Annotated in this window: 21 protein-coding genes, 1 pseudogene and 2 riboswitches; of the genes and pseudogenes, 11 read left to right on the top strand and 11 right to left on the bottom strand. The window is 39.7% G+C overall.

Features of this window, described 5'->3' with window-relative positions; genetic code table 11:
* Nucleotides 1-122 precede the first annotated feature (122 nt).
* The 3 genes from AJGP001_RS09150 (at nucleotide 123) to AJGP001_RS09140 (ending at nucleotide 1,197) form a co-directional block, all read left to right on the top strand.
* Nucleotides 123-323: a cold-shock protein gene (locus tag AJGP001_RS09150; RefSeq protein WP_058385256.1), complete on the top strand. Its 201-nt coding sequence runs from the start codon at nucleotides 123-125 to the stop codon at nucleotides 321-323.
* A 158-nt stretch (nucleotides 324-481) separates the two neighbouring features.
* A complete protein-coding gene (locus AJGP001_RS09145) occupies nucleotides 482-688 on the top strand; it encodes a cold-shock protein (RefSeq protein WP_058385257.1) in 207 nt (68 codons plus the stop codon).
* Between the two features lie 32 nt (nucleotides 689-720).
* A complete protein-coding gene (locus AJGP001_RS09140) occupies nucleotides 721-1,197 on the top strand; it encodes a YkvA family protein (RefSeq protein WP_058385258.1) in 477 nt (158 codons plus the stop codon).
* Between the two features lie 116 nt (nucleotides 1,198-1,313).
* Here the strand turns inward: AJGP001_RS09140 and AJGP001_RS09135 are convergent, their stop codons facing one another.
* The 4 genes from AJGP001_RS09135 to msrA all read right to left on the bottom strand — a co-directional run bounded on the left by AJGP001_RS09135 (nucleotide 1,314) and on the right by msrA (nucleotide 4,601).
* Nucleotides 1,314-2,921: an ABC-F family ATP-binding cassette domain-containing protein gene (locus tag AJGP001_RS09135; RefSeq protein ID WP_071153006.1), complete on the bottom strand. Its 1,608-nt coding sequence runs from the start codon at nucleotides 2,919-2,921 to the stop codon at nucleotides 1,314-1,316.
* Between the two features lie 107 nt (nucleotides 2,922-3,028).
* Nucleotides 3,029-3,262, bottom strand: a complete 234-nt coding sequence (locus AJGP001_RS09130) for a hypothetical protein (protein ID WP_058385260.1) — start codon at nucleotides 3,260-3,262, stop codon at nucleotides 3,029-3,031.
* A gap of 387 nt (nucleotides 3,263-3,649) precedes the next feature.
* Nucleotides 3,650-3,967, bottom strand: a complete 318-nt coding sequence (locus tag AJGP001_RS09125) for a hypothetical protein (protein WP_078080447.1) — start codon at nucleotides 3,965-3,967, stop codon at nucleotides 3,650-3,652.
* Between the two features lie 103 nt (nucleotides 3,968-4,070).
* Nucleotides 4,071-4,601, bottom strand: a complete 531-nt coding sequence (gene msrA / locus AJGP001_RS09120; RefSeq protein ID WP_078080446.1) for a peptide-methionine (S)-S-oxide reductase MsrA — start codon at nucleotides 4,599-4,601, stop codon at nucleotides 4,071-4,073.
* A gap of 283 nt (nucleotides 4,602-4,884) precedes the next feature.
* On the opposite strand from msrA, the gene AJGP001_RS09115 reads away from it, so the two are divergent.
* The 3 genes from AJGP001_RS09115 to AJGP001_RS09105 all read left to right on the top strand — a co-directional run bounded on the left by AJGP001_RS09115 (nucleotide 4,885) and on the right by AJGP001_RS09105 (nucleotide 7,562).
* Nucleotides 4,885-5,832, top strand: a complete 948-nt coding sequence (locus AJGP001_RS09115) for an LCP family protein (RefSeq protein WP_078080445.1) — start codon at nucleotides 4,885-4,887, stop codon at nucleotides 5,830-5,832.
* Nucleotides 5,833-5,890: 58 nt separating this feature from the next.
* A complete protein-coding gene (locus AJGP001_RS09110) occupies nucleotides 5,891-7,078 on the top strand; it encodes an AI-2E family transporter (protein WP_078080444.1) in 1,188 nt (395 codons plus the stop codon).
* 64 nt (nucleotides 7,079-7,142) lie between these two features.
* Nucleotides 7,143-7,562 (top strand): sporulation protein, encoded by a 420-nt coding sequence (locus AJGP001_RS09105; RefSeq protein WP_058385265.1) that lies wholly within the window; start codon nucleotides 7,143-7,145, stop codon nucleotides 7,560-7,562.
* 276 nt (nucleotides 7,563-7,838) lie between these two features.
* Here the strand turns inward: AJGP001_RS09105 and AJGP001_RS09100 are convergent, their stop codons facing one another.
* Genes AJGP001_RS09100 through AJGP001_RS09085 form a run of 4 tightly spaced genes read right to left on the bottom strand, consistent with a single transcriptional unit; the run spans nucleotide 7,839 to nucleotide 11,171 of the window.
* On the bottom strand, nucleotides 7,839-8,594 hold the full coding sequence (locus tag AJGP001_RS09100) for an energy-coupling factor transporter transmembrane component T family protein (RefSeq protein WP_151897509.1): 756 nt from the start codon (nucleotides 8,592-8,594) through the stop codon (nucleotides 7,839-7,841).
* Nucleotides 8,575-10,005, bottom strand: coding sequence for an ABC transporter ATP-binding protein (locus AJGP001_RS09095; protein ID WP_078080443.1), 1,431 nt, complete (start codon nucleotides 10,003-10,005; stop codon nucleotides 8,575-8,577). Before AJGP001_RS09095 ends, AJGP001_RS09100 begins: the two co-directional genes overlap by 20 nt.
* Nucleotides 9,998-10,579, bottom strand: coding sequence for an ECF transporter S component (locus tag AJGP001_RS09090; protein WP_078080442.1), 582 nt, complete (start codon nucleotides 10,577-10,579; stop codon nucleotides 9,998-10,000). The genes AJGP001_RS09095 and AJGP001_RS09090 overlap by 8 nt, the downstream gene beginning before the upstream one ends.
* A 1-nt stretch (nucleotide 10,580) precedes the next feature.
* Nucleotides 10,581-11,171 (bottom strand): YkoF family thiamine/hydroxymethylpyrimidine-binding protein, encoded by a 591-nt coding sequence (locus AJGP001_RS09085; RefSeq protein ID WP_071154687.1) that lies wholly within the window; start codon nucleotides 11,169-11,171, stop codon nucleotides 10,581-10,583.
* A gap of 91 nt (nucleotides 11,172-11,262) precedes the next feature.
* Nucleotides 11,263-11,368, bottom strand: a riboswitch (TPP riboswitch).
* 973 nt (nucleotides 11,369-12,341) lie between these two features.
* On the opposite strand from AJGP001_RS09085, the gene AJGP001_RS09080 reads away from it, so the two are divergent.
* The gene (locus tag AJGP001_RS09080) at nucleotides 12,342-12,746 is read left to right on the top strand and encodes a hypothetical protein (RefSeq protein WP_078080441.1); all 405 of its coding nucleotides are present in this window, start codon (nucleotides 12,342-12,344) and stop codon (nucleotides 12,744-12,746) included.
* Entirely contained in the window at nucleotides 12,739-13,053 is a 315-nt protein-coding gene (locus AJGP001_RS09075; RefSeq protein ID WP_071154685.1) for a type II toxin-antitoxin system RelE/ParE family toxin, read from the top strand. The genes AJGP001_RS09080 and AJGP001_RS09075 overlap by 8 nt, the downstream gene beginning before the upstream one ends.
* Before the next feature lie 300 nt (nucleotides 13,054-13,353).
* On the opposite strand, the gene AJGP001_RS09070 is transcribed toward AJGP001_RS09075, so the two are convergent.
* Together AJGP001_RS09070 and AJGP001_RS09065 are read right to left on the bottom strand one after the other, a co-directional pair.
* A complete protein-coding gene (locus AJGP001_RS09070; protein WP_071154684.1) occupies nucleotides 13,354-13,644 on the bottom strand; it encodes a hypothetical protein in 291 nt (96 codons plus the stop codon).
* A 241-nt stretch (nucleotides 13,645-13,885) separates the two neighbouring features.
* On the bottom strand, nucleotides 13,886-15,088 hold the full coding sequence (locus AJGP001_RS09065; protein ID WP_078080440.1) for an MFS transporter: 1,203 nt from the start codon (nucleotides 15,086-15,088) through the stop codon (nucleotides 13,886-13,888).
* Between the two features lie 84 nt (nucleotides 15,089-15,172).
* Nucleotides 15,173-15,272, bottom strand: a riboswitch (purine riboswitch).
* A 394-nt stretch (nucleotides 15,273-15,666) separates the two neighbouring features.
* Here AJGP001_RS09065 and AJGP001_RS09060 point away from each other — a divergent pair.
* The gene (locus AJGP001_RS09060) at nucleotides 15,667-16,956 is read left to right on the top strand and encodes a M48 family metallopeptidase (RefSeq protein WP_071154683.1); all 1,290 of its coding nucleotides are present in this window, start codon (nucleotides 15,667-15,669) and stop codon (nucleotides 16,954-16,956) included.
* Nucleotides 16,957-17,224: 268 nt separating this feature from the next.
* Here AJGP001_RS09060 and AJGP001_RS09055 read toward each other — a convergent pair whose 3' ends face one another.
* The gene (locus AJGP001_RS09055; RefSeq protein WP_071154682.1) at nucleotides 17,225-18,271 is read right to left on the bottom strand and encodes a bifunctional glycosyltransferase family 2/GtrA family protein; all 1,047 of its coding nucleotides are present in this window, start codon (nucleotides 18,269-18,271) and stop codon (nucleotides 17,225-17,227) included.
* A gap of 331 nt (nucleotides 18,272-18,602) precedes the next feature.
* On the opposite strand from AJGP001_RS09055, the gene AJGP001_RS09050 reads away from it, so the two are divergent.
* Nucleotides 18,603-19,364, top strand: coding sequence for a uracil-DNA glycosylase family protein (locus AJGP001_RS09050; protein ID WP_071154681.1), 762 nt, complete (start codon nucleotides 18,603-18,605; stop codon nucleotides 19,362-19,364).
* Between the two features lie 23 nt (nucleotides 19,365-19,387).
* Nucleotides 19,388-20,370, top strand: a pseudogene (locus tag AJGP001_RS09045) (macro domain-containing protein).
* The last annotated feature ends 19 nt before the right edge of the window (nucleotides 20,371-20,389 follow it).

The raw sequence follows: 20,389 nt of genomic DNA, 5'->3' as shown, positions 1-20,389 counted from the left end.
ATCACAGCTATTCACATATTCCCAAAAGTGATCAGCAAGTAATGGTACTTTAGGGAATATGTGAATTTTTTATTGAAAAAGATTCCATATTAAAATTTTTCTTACTACAGGAGGTAATTTACATGCAAGAAGGAACAGTAAAATGGTTTAACTCAGAAAAAGGCTTTGGTTTTATCGAAGTTGAAGGCGGAGACGATGTATTCGTACATTTCTCGGCAATTCAAGGTGACGGCTTTAAAACGCTTGACGAAGGGCAACGTGTTGAATTCGAAGTAGAAGAAGGCAACCGTGGACCACAAGCGACAAACGTAACTAAAGCATAATAACCAAGAACCGCTCTTTCGGGAGCGGTTCTTTTTAATGGAATGAAAAAAGGTAATGTCCGTTAGCAATTGATTAGCTTTAATCGGCAAGGTTTTTATTAAGTGTCAGAAGGGTATAAAAAGATGACTGGATAAAGACGATATGGGAGGTTTTCAAAATGGAAGGCAAAGTGAAATCATTTGATGAAAATAAAGGAATTGGTATGATTCTAGGTGATAACGGGGAAGACTTTTTTTTCGAGGAAATGAATATTAACGTAGAAGGATTCCGAAAATTGAATCCAGGTCAACCAGTAAAATTCACCATTTTTGAAGGTGTAGCTGACAAAGAACGTGTAGCCACTAATATTACCTTAGTATTTTAATGGTTAACAGAATGCCCAAGGGGGACAAACAAATGACGAATGAGTATTTGAAAAAACCGATGCCAAGTGAAGAAAAGCAGCATGACTTTTACCAAAAGTTACGGTTAAAAGTGCAGAACTGGGTAGATAGTAAACCGGGGGTTGTCGGAACAGTGAGCGGGTATGTTTTGTTTGCTCCTGATTTGTTCCATTTGTTAACGAGGTTAATGCTTGATAGCCGAATTGATTCGAAAAGTAAAGCGGCTATTGGTGCTGGGATTATGTATTTTATCGCACCCATTGATTTCTTGCCAGAGATTCTCGTAGGACCTGGTGGATTTTTGGATGATGTTGTTGTTGCGGTATTCGTTATCAATACGATGTTAAACAAATTCCCAACAGAAGTCATTACCGATCACTGGGCAGGCGACGAAGATCTATTAGCGCTTGTTAAAAAAGTATCGAATTCAGGAAACAAATACGTTTCCAAATTACCTGCAGGGAGATTAGTAAAACGTTTCACCAAATAAACAATAAAAAAAGCTGAAGATCTGTACAGATCTTCAGCTTTTTTCTGCCTAACAGAAAAAAACAGGCTCCCTCAGTCGTGCGAGGGGAGCCTGTTTTAAGTCAACTAAACGATTGATTAGTTTGTAATGCCTTGCGTCTCTTTCCATTCTAAATATTCATCGTAGCCTAATTGCTTATCAAGAATTGAACCGTCTTCACGGATTTCAATGACACGGTTTGCAACGGTTTGGATAAACTGATGATCATGAGAAGTAAAGACCATGGCGCCTTTAAAAGCAATCATGCCGTTATTTAATGCTTGAATCGATTCAAGGTCCAAGTGGTTTGTTGGCTCATCTAGTAATAGAACGTTAGAATGAGAAAGCATCATTTTCGAAAGCATACAACGTACTTTTTCGCCACCAGATAAAACAGAAGGTTTCTTTTTCACTTCTTCACCGGAGAATAGCATTCTACCAAGGAAGCCGCGCAAGAAAGTTTCGCTTTCGTCTTCAGGTGAGTACTGACGAAGCCAGTCTACTAAGGATGTTTCGCTGCCTTCAAAGTAGGATGTGTTGTCGAGTGGCAAGTAAGCACGTGACGTTGTCACACCCCAACGGCTGTCGCCTGTTTCGGGTTGGTCTTCTTCAGCGAGAATACGAAGAAGCGCGGATTTAGCAAGTGGATCGCCAATCAAGACAATTTTGTCTTCTTTGCTCATATTAAAGCTAATGTTGTTTAACAATTTCTTGCCGTCTACAGTTTGACTAAGATCTCTAACTGTCAACACATCGTTGCCGATTTCACGGCCGACCGTAAAGTTAACAAACGGGTATTTACGAGAAGACGGACGAATATCATCCAGCTCAATTTTATCAAGCATTTTTTTCCGTGATGTCGCTTGCTTCGATTTAGATGCATTGGCAGAAAAGCGGGCGATAAAGGCTTGAAGTTCTTTGATTTTTTCTTCTTTTTTCGAATTTTGATCTGATGCTAAACGCGTCGCTAATTGACTTGATTCGTACCAGAAATCATAGTTACCTACATACAGCTGAATTTTACCGAAATCAAGATCGGCGATATTCGTGCACACTTTGTTCAAAAAGTGACGGTCATGTGATACAACGATGACTGTGTTCGTGAAGTTCATTAAGAAGTCTTCTAGCCATTGAATAGCTTTCAAATCTAGATGGTTTGTTGGCTCATCCAGTAATAGAACATCTGGTTTACCAAACAAAGCTTGTGCCAAAAGCACTTTTACTTTATCTGACCCTGAAAGTTCAGCCATTGTTTTGTCGTGAAGATCCTCAGAAATGCCAAGTCCTTGCAAAAGAATAGCTGCTTCAGATTCTGCTTCCCATCCGTTAAGTTCAGCGAATTCGCCTTCAAGTTCAGCTGCGCGCATGCCATCTTCGTCAGAAAAATCTTCTTTCATATAAATAGCGTTTTTCTCAGACATGACTTCATATAACTTTTTATGGCCCATAATAACTGTTTCAAGGACAGCATGCTCTTCGTACTCAAAGTGGTTTTGTTTTAATACCGCTAAGCGTTCACCAGAACCCATATAGACATTTCCAGACTGTGCTTCAAGTTCACCAGAAAGAATTTTGATGAATGTCGATTTACCAGCACCATTGGCACCAATTAATCCGTAGCAATTACCAGGGTTGAATTGAATATTTACATCTTCGAATAGTTTGCGATCACCAAAGCGAAGACTCACATCGTTTACTGCTATCATTTATACGTACCTCCCAAATTTCACAATAAGATTAGTATACCACGAAATCCACGGAAATCGATAGCAATCGCCCGTGGTCTCGGATAAACTAAAAATAGAAGCAGGTTTTATCTGGATTTGCGTTCTAAATAAGCTTCCAACATACCTAACTCTTTATTTAATAAGTATTCCATCTGAACATAATCACGCCGACCGGGAATATGCTCTTGGGTCAGGCCTTTCATCGAATAGATAAAATAATAGCCACCAATTTGACGGAATAAAACGACGACATGAGGAAATTCATCGAAAATCGCTTTTATATTATAGCGCTTTGCGTAACTCCAATTTACGAGTTTCATTGACAACCCGCCTTTCACACCTCTATTTTAAATGAATAGACAGTGGGAACACAAGTTTGTATTCATTTATAAAATAAATAAAATTTGAGTAAGGAATAAAAATTATAGTAGGATTATAATAGATTTGAGCGAAGATAGAGAAATGATGCTGACCAACGTTTTTTGAAAGGATTGCTTTCACATAAAGTACTGCTAGGATTCTTAAAAGGTAGGCCTTTTTATGTAAATTTTATGGTGACAGACTAGCATCGTTTATCGCAGTCAGTAACTTACCGAGTTTAGTAATTGCTATTTCGCTATGCGGACTTTTTCTGAATGGTTTGTTTATCATGTTTAGTAGATAGCGATAATTGCTGTCTTGTTTTTCTTATTGCACAATAAAAAAGATTAATCGATTTTTCCAGGTTCCATTTTAAACAAAGCTTTAATGGATTTAATTTGGATCGAAACAAGCCAAGAAAGATAGAGAGATATTAAAGGGAAGATGATGCACCAAGACGAAACCATCGTAAATGATAATTCTGAATTGGGAAAAAAAGTCGTGAAATACCAATAATTATAGCTTAAGGTTAAAACCATCGTTACAATCGGTCCAATGTAGATGCGTCTAGTGATAATGGACAGTAAAATTCCGATTCCAATAACAACGATGGGAACGACTAGCAATTGCATAATGATTGGGTCAATAGATTCAATAAACTTCAATCGAGTACCTCCCTGAAAACGAAGAATAAAGTAAAAAAATCTAAACCAATTTTTTATTAGTTGAATAATCAGTTTATTTTAATGGGTAAAAAAAGCTGACACATTAAGCGTCAACTTTTTCCCAAGTAGAGGAAAGAAATTCATCGCGACCAGATGCTGCTCGGTCGTTTTCGTAGTGTTCGGGATTTTTCTTGTGAAAGTCTTGATGATAATCTTCAGCTGGGTAAAAAGGTGTGGCCTCGCGGATTTCAGTGACAACCGGTTTAGTGAAACGTCCGCTGTCGTTGAGTTCCTGCTTTGACTTTTCCGCAATCACACGTTGGCGTTCATTATGAACGAAGATGGATGCACGATAAGAGGGACCACGGTCTTGAAATTGACCTTCGTCGTCTGTCGGATCAATTTGTTGCCAAAAAATATCGAGTAATTGTTCGTAAGAAAAGACATCAGGTTGGAAAGTGATTTCCACAACTTCCAAATGACCTGTTGTTCCAGATTTTACTTGTTCGTATGTAGGGTTTTCAACATGTCCCCCACTATAGCCTGAAACGATCTGTTCAATGCCGTCAAACTGATCGAACGGTTTGACCATGCACCAAAAACAGCCGCCAGCAAATGTCGCTTTTTCCGTCATTTAATCGTCTCCTGTCAGCTTGATAAGAAGAATCTTACCACTCTAGTGGATTTCCGACAATAAAAATGTCTTCTCTATTAATACTAGCAGTGGAACGCTTCCTTTAGCTTACTGAATTTCGGTATAATAATGTGCTGATGGTGAACGACCGCCAAGTATATTCACGGAATGGGGACCGGCACTATTTATTTTATGTCCAGTTGCACTATTTAAAAAATGTCGAAACTTAATGATCACGATAACGTCTTATTGACGTGAAAGTTTAGAAAGGAGTGCATTCCTTATGGAAGAAGAATTACAACCCATTAAAAGAAAAAGACGCAGAAAAAGAAGATTTCGACTGCGTGGTATCATCTTCCTGCTCCTGATTGTCTTGGTCGCTATTGGTACTTATGCATTCATACAATTTAAAAATGGTGAAAGTTTAGCAGATCAATCACAACAAGAACCTGTTACCTTCAATGAAGACGAAGCAAATGGAGAATATGAAAATATTTTAGTGTTAGGTGTGGATTCACGCGGGGAGGAGAAGTCTCGTACAGATACGATGATGCTCGTAACACATGACAAAGTGAACGGCGAAATTAAATTAACTTCATTTATGCGGGATATTTATGCAGATATTCCGGGCTATCAATCTTATAAACTTAATACCGCTTATTATTTGGGCGGTGTTGATTTACTTGCAGAAACGTTAAGAGGTATGTTTGGTGTAGAAATTCATCATTATGCACTAATCGATTTTTCGAGTTTTGAAAGTCTTGTTGATGTAGCTGCACCAAATGGTGTGGAAATTGATGTCGAAAAAGAAATGTCTGAATATATCGGTGTTTCTTTAACACCAGGTGTTCAAAAATTAACTGGTAAAGAACTTTTAGGATATGCTCGTTTTCGTGCCGATAACGAAGGAGATTTTGGACGAGTACGTCGTCAACAGCAAGTTATTACAGCGATGAAAGATGAAATGGCTAGTGTTACGGCTATTCCAAAACTTCCTAAGTTAGCTGGAGCATTACAAGGTTATGTCCAAACCGATATGCCGTTACTGGACCAAGTGAAGTTAGCGGCGCAATTAGCAACTGGAGGAGGCGGGGAAGTTGAACGATTGACTTTGCCGGTTGAAAACAGCTATAGCTATGGGAATTATTCTCACGCGGGCTCAGTTTTGGATATCGATGTTGAACAAAACAAACAGGCGTTACGCGAATATTTGTCGCAACCCTTAGACTAACTTTGTTATAATTATGCTAATATGAGACTATAAAGTTTATTCAGAAAAGAGGAAGCTTATGCAGTCAGAGGACAAGCCATCATTCTTTGCTACTAGTTATATTCGCTTTTTAGGTGGCAGAAACACCCTATTCACGCTAATTTCGTTGCTTTTGCTCGGATTGGTGGTATATATTTTTAGAGAAGTTTCGTTCTTGTTTCATCCTATTAGCGTTTTCATGAAAACAGTCGTGCTGCCGATTGTATTGGCATTGGTTTTCTTCTATTTATTGCGACCGATTTTGCGTATGTTGGAGAATTTTAAAATAGCGCGTATTTGGGGAATTATTATTATTTTTCTTGGTGTAATTGGACTAATCACCTTACTAATCGTCTTGGTTTTTCCTTTTTTACGCTCCCAATTCGAAACATTAATCGTTGATTTCCCAAAATATTTTATGCAATTATTGACGAATGTAGATGGATTTTTGAGAACATCATTTGTCGGCGACTACTATAGTGAATCTAATTTCACGGTTGATACCTTACTTGCCACATTGCCTGCAAATATAGCAGATACGTTGCAAAATACAGTAACCAGTGTCATTACTGGGATTACGGGGTTAATTTCGACGATTACGGGCGTTATTTTGTCGATTGTTATTGTTCCATTTATCTTGTTTTATCTTTTAAAAGACGGCGAAAACTTGCCGGATTATTTCTTGAAACTTTTGCCGCCAAGATTCCGCGATGATACACGTGAAGTATTCGCAGAAGCAGATAAGCAACTAGGTGCTTATATTCAAGGTCAGTTAATTGTTGCATTTTGTATTGGTGTCATGGTTTATATTGGGTTTTTGATTATCGGTATGGAGTATGCATTATTATTAGGAGTCCTAGCAATGGTTACGAGTGTCGTTCCTTATATCGGTCCGGCAATTGCTATTGCACCAGCTGCTATTATTGCTTTAGTAACGTCACCATTCATGCTCGTCAAGCTGGCGGTTGTTTGGACTGTTGTACAATTAGTTGAAGGCAACTTGATTTCACCGCAAGTCATGGGCAAGACCATGTTTATCCATCCAGTGACAATTATTTTCGTCTTATTAACAGCAGGTTCCTTGTTTGGCGTCGTCGGTGTAATTCTAGGAATACCGATGTACGCTTTAGTGCGGGTATTGGTTTCTCATTTTTATAAATTGTTTAAACGTCGCTATAATCGACACGAAATCAATTTAGAAAATCAATACGATTATACAGATTTGTAGTCGTGTTTCAAAATGATCGAATTGTGGTATATAAGTACTAACAAAAGTTGGGGGTTTCCACGATATGAAGTTTAAAGATTTTTTATCATCTATTGGCATTGGGTCACTAAAAGTGAATACAGTGGTTGAGATGCCACATTTAGAAGAAGGCGAAACACTGAATGGTACGATTTATCTTGATGGTGGGGACGGAGAACAGACAATTGATTTTATCGAATTGAATGTCATAAGACTCGTTGAAGATACACGAGATGACAGCGACTTTGATTTTTTTGAAACCATCATTGCGAAACAATCAATGGAGTTTGCAGGATCGGTCAAGTCAAAAGACACGGTCATGCAGCAATTTGAAATTGTTCCAGATGAGCGTTGGATGTTAGAACACCCAAAAGCTAAATTGATTTTACGAACTATTGTCCATGTCAAAAATGGCGTTAATGCAAGAGATGAAGACCTTATCACATATGGGCCGTTAGAGAGCTGAAGTGCAGCTCTCTTTTTTTTATGTAATAAAAGCGAAAGAATTTCTCAATTGAAAAGCAATGCAGTCAAATCTATTAATAATAATATTATATAAACTAAAAAGAGCCTATTTATCCCATGCAAATCAACTGAAAAGGTACAGAGGCTCTGTTTTTATTTACTATGTAAAATATTACATAAGGTTATTAATTGAAATTCAAAACAAAAAACATGCAATACAAGAAAGACGAAAAAAAGGAAATTCTCTTTAAAGAGATTTCCTTTTTTGAAAAGATTTTTAGCTCAACCAAACGCCGCCAAGACAGCTAATAAGTAAAATCGTCATAAAAACACCAGACATGAAGATATCTATGCGACCTAATCGAATAGGGCAGTAATAAGCGCTTCTAATGTTACCTGTAAACCCGCGTGCTTCCATAGCAAATGCTGATCGTTCAGCCTTTCTAACGGCTCCAGCAAGCATGGGAATTAACACACGGTGCATAGCTAGTATTCGTTGCCAACTATATTTCTTCGTTTCAACAACGCGCAGTCTTTGAGCTTGTTGGATTTGTAAAAATTCTTCTTTCATAACCGGTAAAAATTGATAGCCGACCATTACACCATACGCAAGCTTCGGGGAAAGCTTTAGCTGTTGCATGAGACTCATAATAAACTTTGCCGGATCGGTCGTAAAAGCGAATAACAAAGACAAAGTCGAGAACGCCATAACGCGAAAAGCTAGTGACAAAGCGTATGCCCATTGTGTATCAGTCACATCAATTCCAGCAAATGACCAAATAACGGTACCGCCAGTATTTGCGCCGAATACGACAGTAGTCCATAAATAACCAAAAGCACCAATCGAAAAAGGGAGCATGAAGACCAACCATAGCTTCCAATTTGTACGACTCATTGTTAGTTGTAAAAGAATGATGCCTAGCCAAAACAACAGGGGCGTCCACGGATTAAAAAAGAACGCAATAATAAGCATTGAAATCGTCACTAAGATAAATTTGATTGAAGGATTCATGTCATGCAAAAGATTTTGCAAGGTCAGCCACTCCTTTTGGTGCTAGTAAATGGTGTAACGTGAGCAGTCTTTCGTTCTGCCATACGTCTTTTGCTGCAAATTTACCTGTCAACTTGCCACCTTTAATGAGTAGCACCGAATCAGCAAGGCTCGCCGCAAATTCCATATCGTGTGTCACAATCAAAAGCGTTGTACCTTCCCGAGAGCGCTGGTCAATCAATTCAAAGAGTTCGAGCAGCGCGGCAGCATCCTGCCCAGAAGTCGGTTCGTCCATCAATAGTACTGGGCGTTTATCGGCGAGCATAGCGGCAATCGCTACACGGCGTTTTTGTCCGTGGCTAATGGCGAAAGGATGAGCGTTGTGAATTTCATCCAGACGTAAGTTTGTCATTAATCTATCGAGTTCTGAGCGACTAGAGGCTCCTGAATAAGCGACTTCTTGAGCGACTTGTTGCGTCAAAAACAAATACTCAGGAGATTGTGGAACATAGCCAATGCCTTTTGACTCAACAGTACCGGTCGACTTTTTGTAAATACCACATAGTGATTTGACGAGTGTGGATTTACCGCTGCCATTAGGTCCCGCAATAACGACTATTTCACCGCGTTCAACTGAAAAGGATAAAGGCGACAGCAATTGGCAGTTGTTAATCGTGAATGACAGTTCTTCAGTTCGTAATGCTGTGGTCTCTCGTATTGCAGAATAGCGTTTGGGGAATAAAACCGGCTCTCTCTGTGTAAAAGACTGGTCCACTACTAGCCGACCATCCCCATCCAGTTGGATTTCTCGTTCGAAAAAGGAACCCCAACTGCTTAACCTGTGCTCAACCGCGACAATAGTTAAAGAAGATCTTGTCTGTAGTTTCTCTAGCCAGTTGACAAATTGTTGTGCTGTATACGGATCCAAGTGAGAAAGCGGTTCATCTAGCAATAACACTTCCGGGTCCATGATTAGCGCACAAGCAGTTGCAACTCGTTGTTTTGTACCACCTGACAACGACTGAATGACGGTTTTTCTTAGATAGGTCAGGTCCGTCAATTCTAAAACCGCGGTAATGCGAATGTCCATGTCTTCAAAAGGTGTATGCAAGTTTTCTAATGTAAACGCCAGTTCTTCTTCAACGGTAGGCATGCAAAACTGTGAATCAGGATCTTGAAAAACTGTTGCAACGCGGTGATTGATTTCTCCAGGGGCATAATCACTAGCTGGTTTTCCAAATAGGCGAATTTCACCGTCAATTGAGCCATCGCAGTTGTCAGGATACAAGCGATTTAGTATATACAAAAGCGTGCTTTTACCGCAACCACTGGGCCCAGAAATGACTAGCTTTTCGCCTCGACAAACCGAGAATGAAAGATTTTCTAAGGTTTTTTTAGAGTCTTCAGGAAAGTGAAACGACACTCTATTTAAAGAGAAAATCTCTTCAGGCATTGATATCACCTTTTTTCGTTCGAGCAATGGCGTAACCGCGGAGTGATCCGGTCGCAAGTAAAGCGTCTCCGATATACTTTCCACCAATACCCGCAATTATTGCCCCACTAAGAACGCGAATCGTAAACATTAACGCGACGAATGATGGATCCAGTGCTGCATAACCAGAAATGAAGTAGCCGTAAACAAAGCTGAAAACAGCTGATCCGATTCCTGCAAGCATAAGCACCAAAATAGTGAAATGCTTATAACCGGTTAATGCAAATGCCGCTTCAGCACCGAGCCCTTGAATAACACCAGATAAAATGAGACGCGGGCCGACAGCATTGCCAATTAGGACTTCAATTGCCGCAGCCATCGTTTCAGAAAGAAAGGCAGCACCCGGCTTGCGGATAATATACATGCAGATTATTGATACAATAAACCAAATACCGAACATCCATTCATAAGCAAGTGGTCCAATTATAGCTGCCCAAATATTCGCTGCGTGAACAAACAATAAATAGACGATGCCGAAAACGACCGCAAATAACGACATCAATACCACTTCTTTTAATTTCCACGACTTCAACATATTATGCACCTCCATGAGACGAACTATTGATGCTCATGGATATGGTCATGACCAAATGGCGATGTTTATCAGAGCGGGCATTGGTGAATGCTTCTTCATAAAAATCGAATACCTCATGAATATCGCCATGAATACCACTTGCGTAATGCATGGAATCGTTGAAAACGCCTTGATGTTTAGCGCGCTCGACTTCACGGTAAATTACTGTCATGTAATCTGGATTGTTCATCGGGTATAGCGCAAATTGTGAAGATACGTATTGTTGTGTATTGTCGGTATTTACTAGCACATCGTCTTTTTCTAAATAGACATCACCTGACGAATCACCAGGACAACCAATTGAAAAAGTGCCGGACAGTGCGACATGTTCGCCTGTCTTTGCCGTATGCAAGGCTAGAACTTTAGCGACATTAAAGACGTGAACTTGCTTGCCTCGTATTACTGTAGAGACGTCGTCCGTATGCATCCAAACGTTCGATGTGTCGGTATCGTTTAACGCCCTTTTAATTACTTTGATAAAATCGCCAGTCATCGGATGCAGTGAAAAGCGAAATCCGACGATGGGGTTTGTGCCGCATTGCAGTGAGTCCATGAATAATTCCTCCTTAAAAATGTGCACAAAAAAGACCGCATCCGTGAAGATGCAGCCATAGTCTACAAATAATTAATAAAAGAAATTATTTCAGAAATGCGCCGCACTTCCTCACGCAGGTATTATCCTGATCGAGTTTTGAGGGATCGAAGCTTGCGCTTGCATCTCAGCCAAAGTGGGCACCCCTAGTGCAGAAAACGGTATGCGGTTTTTGTGTTCGGGTTGTTCCCGATGAGTTTAGTGTAGAGGAAGTGACTGAGGAAGTAAAGAGGGGATTTGGAGACAGTAGAAGTGGCGAGAGGGGTTGAGAAAGAGAGACAGGTGAAAGTCGCTCCGATCGCTTTGGGCATGGCTCTCGCACTAAGTCAGAAAAGAACACCTGTCTCAGTGCTTCGCCGAGCCCGTGACCGCGCCTCGCTTGGTGAGTTGACAGTAGGGGAGAAGTAAAGTTAGTTTTTTGTGATTTCTCATGAGCTTATAGTTTGTAATAGCTTGCGAAAATCCTTCAAAGCTTTTACGAATGTTTTTTGCAAATGAAATATCGGGCAACATCATACGTAGCTTTTCGATAGGATAGTATTAGTAAAAATGAAAATCACAAGATTACTTTGCTTAATACTTGTATAAAATGGAAGAACTGCACTGTGAAATGGAATTGGAATAAGACAAGCATCATTCTTCTATATTCTCATGAAAAGCTTATGAAGATGGACCTCCCCAAAGTGGAGTTGGCCTCGTATTGGTTTAAAGAATGGACAGCTGAATTAAACGGGAAATAGCCAGCAAAGACTGGTGTTTGAATGTAACTTAAGTGCAGTTAAGTTACATTCAAATTGGTCAGGAAGTAACGAGTTGGAACTTTTAAAAAGGAGTTTAGTAGCTTGAGAGAATTTTTGCATGAGCAATCAAATCGATTACAAGACAAGAATAGTAGCTTTACACTAGTGCCAAACAAAGAGAATGAGCTAGAGCATCAATTAAGCTGCTTTTTTAATATCTGAATGTAACTTAATGTGAATTATGTTACATTCACTTTCTTTTCTATGGCTCTTCAATAAGTCGCCGGTAGCCAATGTTTTTTCAGTTCGTCAAACGTTCCTTCACCCTAAAAAATGATATACTTTAAAAAAAGAAATAAATAATTTTATTTTAAAGTTAGGGGTGAAACTAATGAGTGGTATTATGCCGAAAAAAAGAGCGTCTGAACACGGACTGAAGCCCGGAAAAAAAGCAAAAAGACGGGTACGTGTTTCGCAGCAACGACAATTGAGCATCCCCAAAGATTTTTACCTGGCTCTTGGACTCACCGATGAAGCCGTCATGGAATTTACGGGGACAGAGATCATCATCCGGCCTGCCACATTCGAAGAAGTCGATTTCTCTGCAGATATTTTACAAGACTTAATCGCTCAAGGTCTTTCTGGGCAAGAGTTGTTGCAAGAATTCAAGAAAATCAAAGCCCGCATTCCAAAAGCCCTGCAAGCATTGGAACAGGAAACGATGGCTCAGCCTGTCATCCAAGGAAGTTTAGACGACTATTTAGACGCTCTGGAGGATAATGAAGAAGATGAGTGAAGACTTGTTGCCAGTTCAGCTCAGCAAACGAGCTGGAAAAGAGTTGAAAAAGATCAAGAAGTCCGACCAAGTCCTCTATCGGAAAATGGACGAAGCCATTACGAGCATCCGTAAGGATCCGGCCATTGGCGAAGCGAAAAAAGGGGATTTAAAAGGCTATTCCTGCTTGGACGTTCATCACAGAGGCACCAATTATGAGCTGTGTTATGCCCTACGAGAAAATGAAGAGGGCGAAATGGTTCTGGTTGTATTACTGGGGACTCGCGAAAATTTTTATTTGGAATTAAAACGGTATCTAGGCAACTGATAAAAGCCATCCTAAGCAAAGGATGGCTTTTTGTTGGATTAAATACAGCTAAAAAATGAAATTTTGAATGTAACTTAAGCGCAGTTAAGTTACATTCAAAACAAAGATAATTTCTGATTGACCAAATATCCGATAGTAGGATTATTACAGGATTTATTTAGTAGAAAAAGACTTTAATCACCTGATCTTTCTGAACTAAATGTTTTTCTGCATTAATCTATCACAACATTTAATTTAATGACTGGAGAAAAATCTTTCCAAAAAGATGAAGGCGAATGTATGAAATTAATATTTAAGTCCTTAACCTTCAGCAATTATTACATACAGCCTTTTTTTATTATTAACTACAGCAATATCCCCCTGGTTTGGGCTAGCTGCTTCATAGATTACTGTACCTACCGCCAACTTAGAAGCTGCCCCATTTACAAAATCATCAGCGTCATCTGTTTGAGTTTTGATTTCAAGTACTTTTTTCCCTAATTCTAATTCCGGATAAAAATCTCTGTCGATCTCCTCGGCATTGATGTAAGTAAGATCATCCACCATGATAATGTCCGCATCTGGATTTTCTGTTAACCGTTCCTCACACATTGTGAGACCCATTTAGCATTAAATAAATTAAGACATTTTAATTTGTTTACCCTATAAAAATTTAAAAAATTAAAGAAGTTCACTCTTTTTGTCGTCAAATTTGAATGTAACTTAATCCTAAGTAAGTTACATTCAGAATACTAGTTCCAGTGAAATTCGACGAGTAGCAATAGGAAACAAAAGCCCCTTAGAAAACCAGTTGATTTCCTAAGGGGCCTTCTTTTAGCTGAATAAGTAATGTTTACTTTTGCTCGAAGTTCGCTTTAACGTATTGATTGTCAGAAGCTTTGGTTGTGCGCTTGATGGCAGGACGTGTGATCGAAAACACTGCGCAGCCAAGAGCGACAACAACAATAACAGCGCCAACCCACGGCATACTTGAAACTGAGCCGGTTTGAGTCAAAGCGATTCCACCGATTGCCGAACCGAGCGCAATACCTACTTGAAGTGCAGAATTATTAAAACTTTGCTGAACGTCAGACGTTGCTGGATCCGTTTCAATCAAGTAGCTTTGCTGAGCAGGTGCAAGAGTCCAACTGAGTGCTGCCCAAATGATCATTACCGGTAAGAAGACGATCAATGAGAATGTAGTGAACGGAAGGAAAAACAACACGATCGCAAACGCAGAGATCACAAGAATGATACTCTTTTTCGAACCAATCGAATCAGATAATGCGCCGCCAATTGCGCCCCCACTTACTGCCGCTATACCAAACAGTAAATAACAAATACTGATCCACGTCGAGTTTAGCTGCAAGTTCACTTCTAAGTAGGGTGTGAAATAAGCATAAACGGTATAATGCCCAGCCAGCATAAACAAGGTTGCAAGGTGTGCAGTGCCAATTTTTGCGCTCGCCACTGCTTTTAACTGCTGTTTAAGTGGAACTGCAGTGCCACCAGGAATTGGCTGGATGTAAAGTGCAATTAGCACCATTGAACCGATCGACAACAAAGCGATACCGAGGAAAATAAAACGCCATCCAAAAGCGTCTGAAATGAGAATCCCAAGCGGCACACCAAGAACCAGTGAAGAACTAATGCCCATAAAAATAAAACCAATTGCTTTGGCACGATAACGTGGTTCCACAAGCTTCGCAACAATGGTTAGAGACAAAACGACGATAAGTGCTGTACTCGCTGCAGTGATCACGCGTGCAATCATCATCCACGTAAAGTCAGGGCTGAAATAAGTTAGTAAGTTACCAAGAAAAAAGACAAACATAGAAATTAAATAAACTTTTTTTCGTTCAACTTTGCTGGTGGCGACAAGTAAGACCGGACCGGCAATAGCAATAATCATGGCGAATACGGTAATCAGCTGTCCAGCGGTTGCTAAAGATACATCGAATTCTTCCGCAATTGTCGGCAAAATCCCCCCCACAATTAGTTCGACAAGTCCAACAGCGACGGTAGACAAGGCTAAAATATACACTTTTAAATTCATTTTTGTACGCTTCCTTTCTTGAGTGCATTAATCAAACTCTCAAAGATCTTTATGAGAAAACATAAAAAAATCCTGCTTACAAAAAACGAACAAGTCGTTTTCTGTAAGCAGGATTTTTCGGCTCCTGGTAGAGACCCCTAAGCCATATCCTTAAGGTTATACAGATGCATATAATAAGTACTTTAAAAATAGTACTACAGTCTAGAAGTTTCTGCAAGTATGCTACTAAATAGCTCAAAATTTATAATGAAAATAATTATTCAACTGCTATATGTTGAACTAATAAACCGATAGCAGTCGATATTCCGCAAAACAACTCGCTTGCCGGGGACTCGCGCTGAAATCCACTCGGGCTAAACGCCCGAGTGGATTTCAGCACTTCGCTTGTTCCCCAAGGCGTCTTCGCTATTTTGCTCTATCTCTTCAGAGACACTTCCCAGCAAAGGCTTGTCCATGGCGCCGAAGCGGCATATTTGTTGGATTCTTTAATTCAACAAATATAATTTAAAATTACATTCTCTAGATGGGCACTATGTGCTATTATATGTAAGATATTCCAATTTGAAAGGAAGTACACGATGAATCAGACGAGTATTCAGTCAAACAGAGAAACTACGTATTTTATTATTAGCTTAGTTTTCAGCATTGTTATTTACGCACTAGCAGCTGTATCGATTATCGGTATTGCCATTGTCTTAACCATTTTTATCATTTTACTTTTCACAAACGCAATTATGCTTGGTTCGATTCGCGGAAATGGAGTCCGGATTCATGAGCGGCAGTTTCCAGACGTTTATGAGCGTGTCCAAGTTTTAGCGAAACAAATGGAACTGAAAAAAGTGCCGGATGTTTTTGTCATTCAATCGGAAGGGGCACTTAATGCTTTTGCAACTCGTTTCTTCGGTCGCGACATGGTCGTTTTGTATTCTGAAGTGTTTGAACTGGCACGCGAGCAAGGGCAAGAAGAGCTAGACTTTATCATTGCTCACGAACTGGCACATATTAAACGCCGCCATGTATGGAAAAATTTATTGATTTTACCAGCTGGATTTATTCCGTTTTTAGGCGAGGCGTACAGCCGGTCTTGTGAATACACGTGTGATCGTCATGCTGCGTTTACAATTCAAAACGCGTCAGCTGCAAAACGTGCATTAACACTTCTTGGAATTGGCAAGAAGACATATGCAGAAGTAAACGAAGATGCTTATTGCGAGCAAATCGCTACAGAGTCAAACGCTGTTGTGTGGTTAAGTGAAGTGTTATCGACGCATCCCCGCTTACCAAAACGTATTCAGGCTATCAGCCAATTTGATAATAAGGATGCCAAGTTTTACGAGCCTGCTCACGGCAAAATCGTTGTGGGTGCCGTAGCAATGCTCGGTGTGCTCGGTGCTGCTTACTTGCTGACGGTTGCTCTTTTTGCCGGAAGCGCATTTGCTTTTTCGCAGTTCTTGCCGGATTTTGAAGATGCTCTTTATGAAGAGGATTACGCAGTAGAAGGCCAAACCGCTTTAATGTCTGCTGTTTCGATGGATGACCTTGCAGCAGTTGAAGAAGCAATTGCAAACGGGGAAGAGTTGAATGCAAAGGATTCTGAAGGAGCAGATGCTTTGATGTACGCCACTTATTCTGGAGATTTGGCGATGATGGCGTATTTGTTAGATGCTGGAGCAGATGCCAATACGGCGGATGACTACTCAACAGCACTTGGAACAGCTGTGATCTATGGTGAAAATGAAAGCGCATTGCTGCTAGTGGAAAACGGAGCAGATCCTGCTTTGCCTGGACCGGACGGCTTGAGTGCAATCGATCATTCGGGGGCTGAGAGTAGAGCGGAGTTTTTGGAGATGTTGGAAGAAGGAAATTGATCTTACTTGGTCTTCAATAATTACTTGAATAGTTTCGTTTTTTAACCTACATCCCAATTGATAGAGAAACCAAAAGAGTGGAAAACTCTCTTGGTTTCTTTATTTTTTTATGTAGAATGAACTTGTGATGCGCGTAAATGTTATTAGAAGGGGAGAAAGTTTTGATCATCATGCCTATAGAGAAAACTGCAAAGCACCAGTAATACGATCGGTTTTTTAAGTATGCAATAATTGTTCCTCAAAAAATGATTCGGTGCTTTTAGATCAATTATTCTTTACGAAATACCCAAGCACGCTGAGCCACAAAGCCAACGATAAAGAGAATGGCATCCACACCGACTTTCAAAATCATCTCTCCACGTCCGAGCCACTCGGCATAAAGCAAATGAACTGAACCGGCAGAAGTTAGCATGATAAACGCAGCCAGTATATAATAACGAACAAGCGACTTACTGGATCCTTGTTTAAAGACTTTATTGCGGTTGACGTAATAATTAAACAATGAAGACAAAATGCGTGCCGCAATGGTTGCTAAAATAATGAACAGCTCTGGAGCGGGATCTTTAAGCAGTTGGATAAACACCCAATAAAGTCCGATGTCCAGTGCAAAAGATGCTCCTCCTGACAACCCATAAAAGATAAATACTTTATAAATATGGTAGGAATCTCTCAACGGGTGGAAATGGGAGGTTTGGTTGTCATCTAAATAGATGGTGTCAATTGTCACTTCTCCTACACCCATCTTATTTTTTCCTAAATACGCCAACACATTCATTTCATATTCAAATCGCTCACCGATTACCGTAAGCATTTGGGGGAGGTAGTTGACCGGAATGCCTCTTAAACCGGTCTGTGTGTCAGAGAGGACAACGCCGGTTGAAAGTCTAAATAGCAACCGCGTAAAGCGATTGCCAAATCGACTTCTAAATGGAATGTTTTTTCCAGTGAAGTCTCGAACACCAAGCACAACTTGATCAGGTGTCTTGAGCAAATATTGCGCTAATTTTACCATGTCATTGGCTGAATGCTGACCATCTGCATCCGCTGTGATGACGGCTTTAAATGGAAGTTTTTTTGTGAGTATGTAGTGAAAAGCTGTTTTTAAAGCGCGCCCTTTTCCTTGGTTAACGGCATGACTCACTACTGTTATTTCTTTATGTAATTCCAGTGACTTAAATATAGTCGAATATTCTTTGCCGCTGCCATCATCAACAACGATAATGTTTTGGAAACCAGCATCGATTATTTGTTGGACTACATTCAAGCATTTTTGATCTGGTTTATATGCTGGAATAATAATAGCGAATGGTTCCACATAGGGCCTCCTTTCTGCTTTTGCTAGCACGTGAAGTTTACCATCAAGCGATTAACTAAATGCTTTGACAGTAGAGTCTTCATTATAAGAATACCCTCGTGTCATTGACTTCACACAGTATTTAAAAAAGTTAGTAGAAATTTTATCTGAATGTTAAAAGTGATTAGTAAAAAAAGAGGAACTTTAATAATATCTAAGAAGTAGAGCCTTATTTTTAAAGGTAAAATCAATAAGAGTGTTGAATGACTTTTAAAAAATTAAGTCATCAAACTATAGGTTTCCAAATAGTGGTAAGTTACAAGTGTGTTCAGTAAAAAGGAGAGTAATATCCGTGTCAATCACCAACTATGCTAAGTTTCAGCAATACAAAAAAAGGATTCAATCGATTCCATCGTCATATACAAAAGAAGAACTAATTACCGAAGAATTTTTACTGGCAAGAGACGACAAGAAAAAGTTAGAGATTTATTATGCGCCTTTTGAGTATGTGAATAAAGATGCAAAAATAGTAATTGTGGGCATCACACCTGGATTTCATCAAATGAAAAAATCGTTTTCAACGGTGATAGATGCAGCAGGGGCAGAACACAATGATGAAGAAATTCTTCGGAAAGTAAAAAACAACTCTAGTTTTGAAGGACCTATGCGAAATAATTTAGTAAAGATGCTAGATGAGTTGGAGTTGAATGAGCATTTGGGTTTGTGTTCCAGTTTAGAATTATTCGAGGAAGCTAGCCACTTGGTACATACAACATCCGTAATTGCTTATCCGGTATTCTATAATGGCAAAAATTACAGCGGCTCAACTCCGAATTTAGTGAAAAACAAGCTGTTGAAAAAATACATGACAGAGAATTTTGCGGAAGAATTAAAGGATTTAAGTGAATCTTTGATTATCCCTTTAGGTGTAAACGTTTCGAATGCCTTGAATTATTTAGTAGAGCAACGAGTGATTTCAAGCGAGCAAATTCTCTCAGGTTTTCCGCACCCTTCAGGAGGCAACGGACATCGCCATAAGCAGTTTGCAGACAATAAAGACGCGATGAAAAACAAACTGAAAGATCATTTTGCGAAAGTAAAATTCATCAACTAATTTAACGAAAAGGAGATGTCCGTATGCCACTAGAAATCGTCCGAAACGACATTACGAAGATGACGACGGATGCTGTTGTCAATGCTGCCAACAGCCATTTAAAAATGGGTGGCGGTGTGTGCGGTGCTGTATTTAATGCGGCAGGAGCTCAGGCGTTACAAAAGGCATGCGACCAGATTGGTTATTGCGCTGTGGGAAGAGCGGTGCATACAGATGCTTTTGCGCTGAATGCCAAATACATTATCCATACGGTTGGACCTGTCTGGCAAGGGGTAGCCACAACGAAGAAGAAAGGCTTCGAGAATGTTATAAAAATTCACTAGAACTTGCTTATGAGCTTGGCTGTGAGTCGATTTCTTTTCCGCTCATTTCCACTGGAATATTTGGCTATCCAAAAGAACCGGCTTTGCAGATTGCCATTTCCGCAATTGACCTATTTTTGAAGGCGCATGAAATGCATGTGTCTGTAGTGGTGTTCGACAAACAATCTTTTGGAATCAGTAAAAAACTTTATCGATCCATTTCGGCTTTTATTGATGATAATGAGGCAAGTGTGCTAGAGGAGAAGAGTACTCGCTATCGTAAGAAAAGTAGTTCAGAACCTGCCTCTAGTCCAGAAGCAGAAGCTGACGTAGCATCCCATTTACAGGCTATTTTTAAAGGTATGAATGAATCTTTTTCACAACGACTACTCCGCTTTATTGACGAAAAAGAAATGACAGATACTGAAACCTATAAAAAAGCGAATATTGATCGCAAGCTGTTTTCCAAGATTCGGAACAATACAGACTATACCCCTTTAAAAAAGACCATTATCGCTTTTGCAATAGCTCTTGAACTGGATCTGGCTGAAACAGAGGATTTACTTGAAAAAGCAGGATATCGATTATCGCGTAGCCATAAATTTGATTTGATTATTCTTTATTTCATTGAACGTAAAAATTACGATATTCATGAAATCAACGAAGCTTTGTTCGCGTTTGACCAAATGCTTCTCGGTGCGTGAGATGTCGCTTTAAAAGCGA

This window comes from Planococcus faecalis, from assembly GCF_002009235.1.
Taxonomy (GTDB): domain Bacteria; phylum Bacillota; class Bacilli; order Bacillales_A; family Planococcaceae; genus Planococcus; species Planococcus kocurii.
Note: the sequence above shows the minus strand (reverse complement) of the source record. Positions and strands in the feature narration are given on the sequence as shown.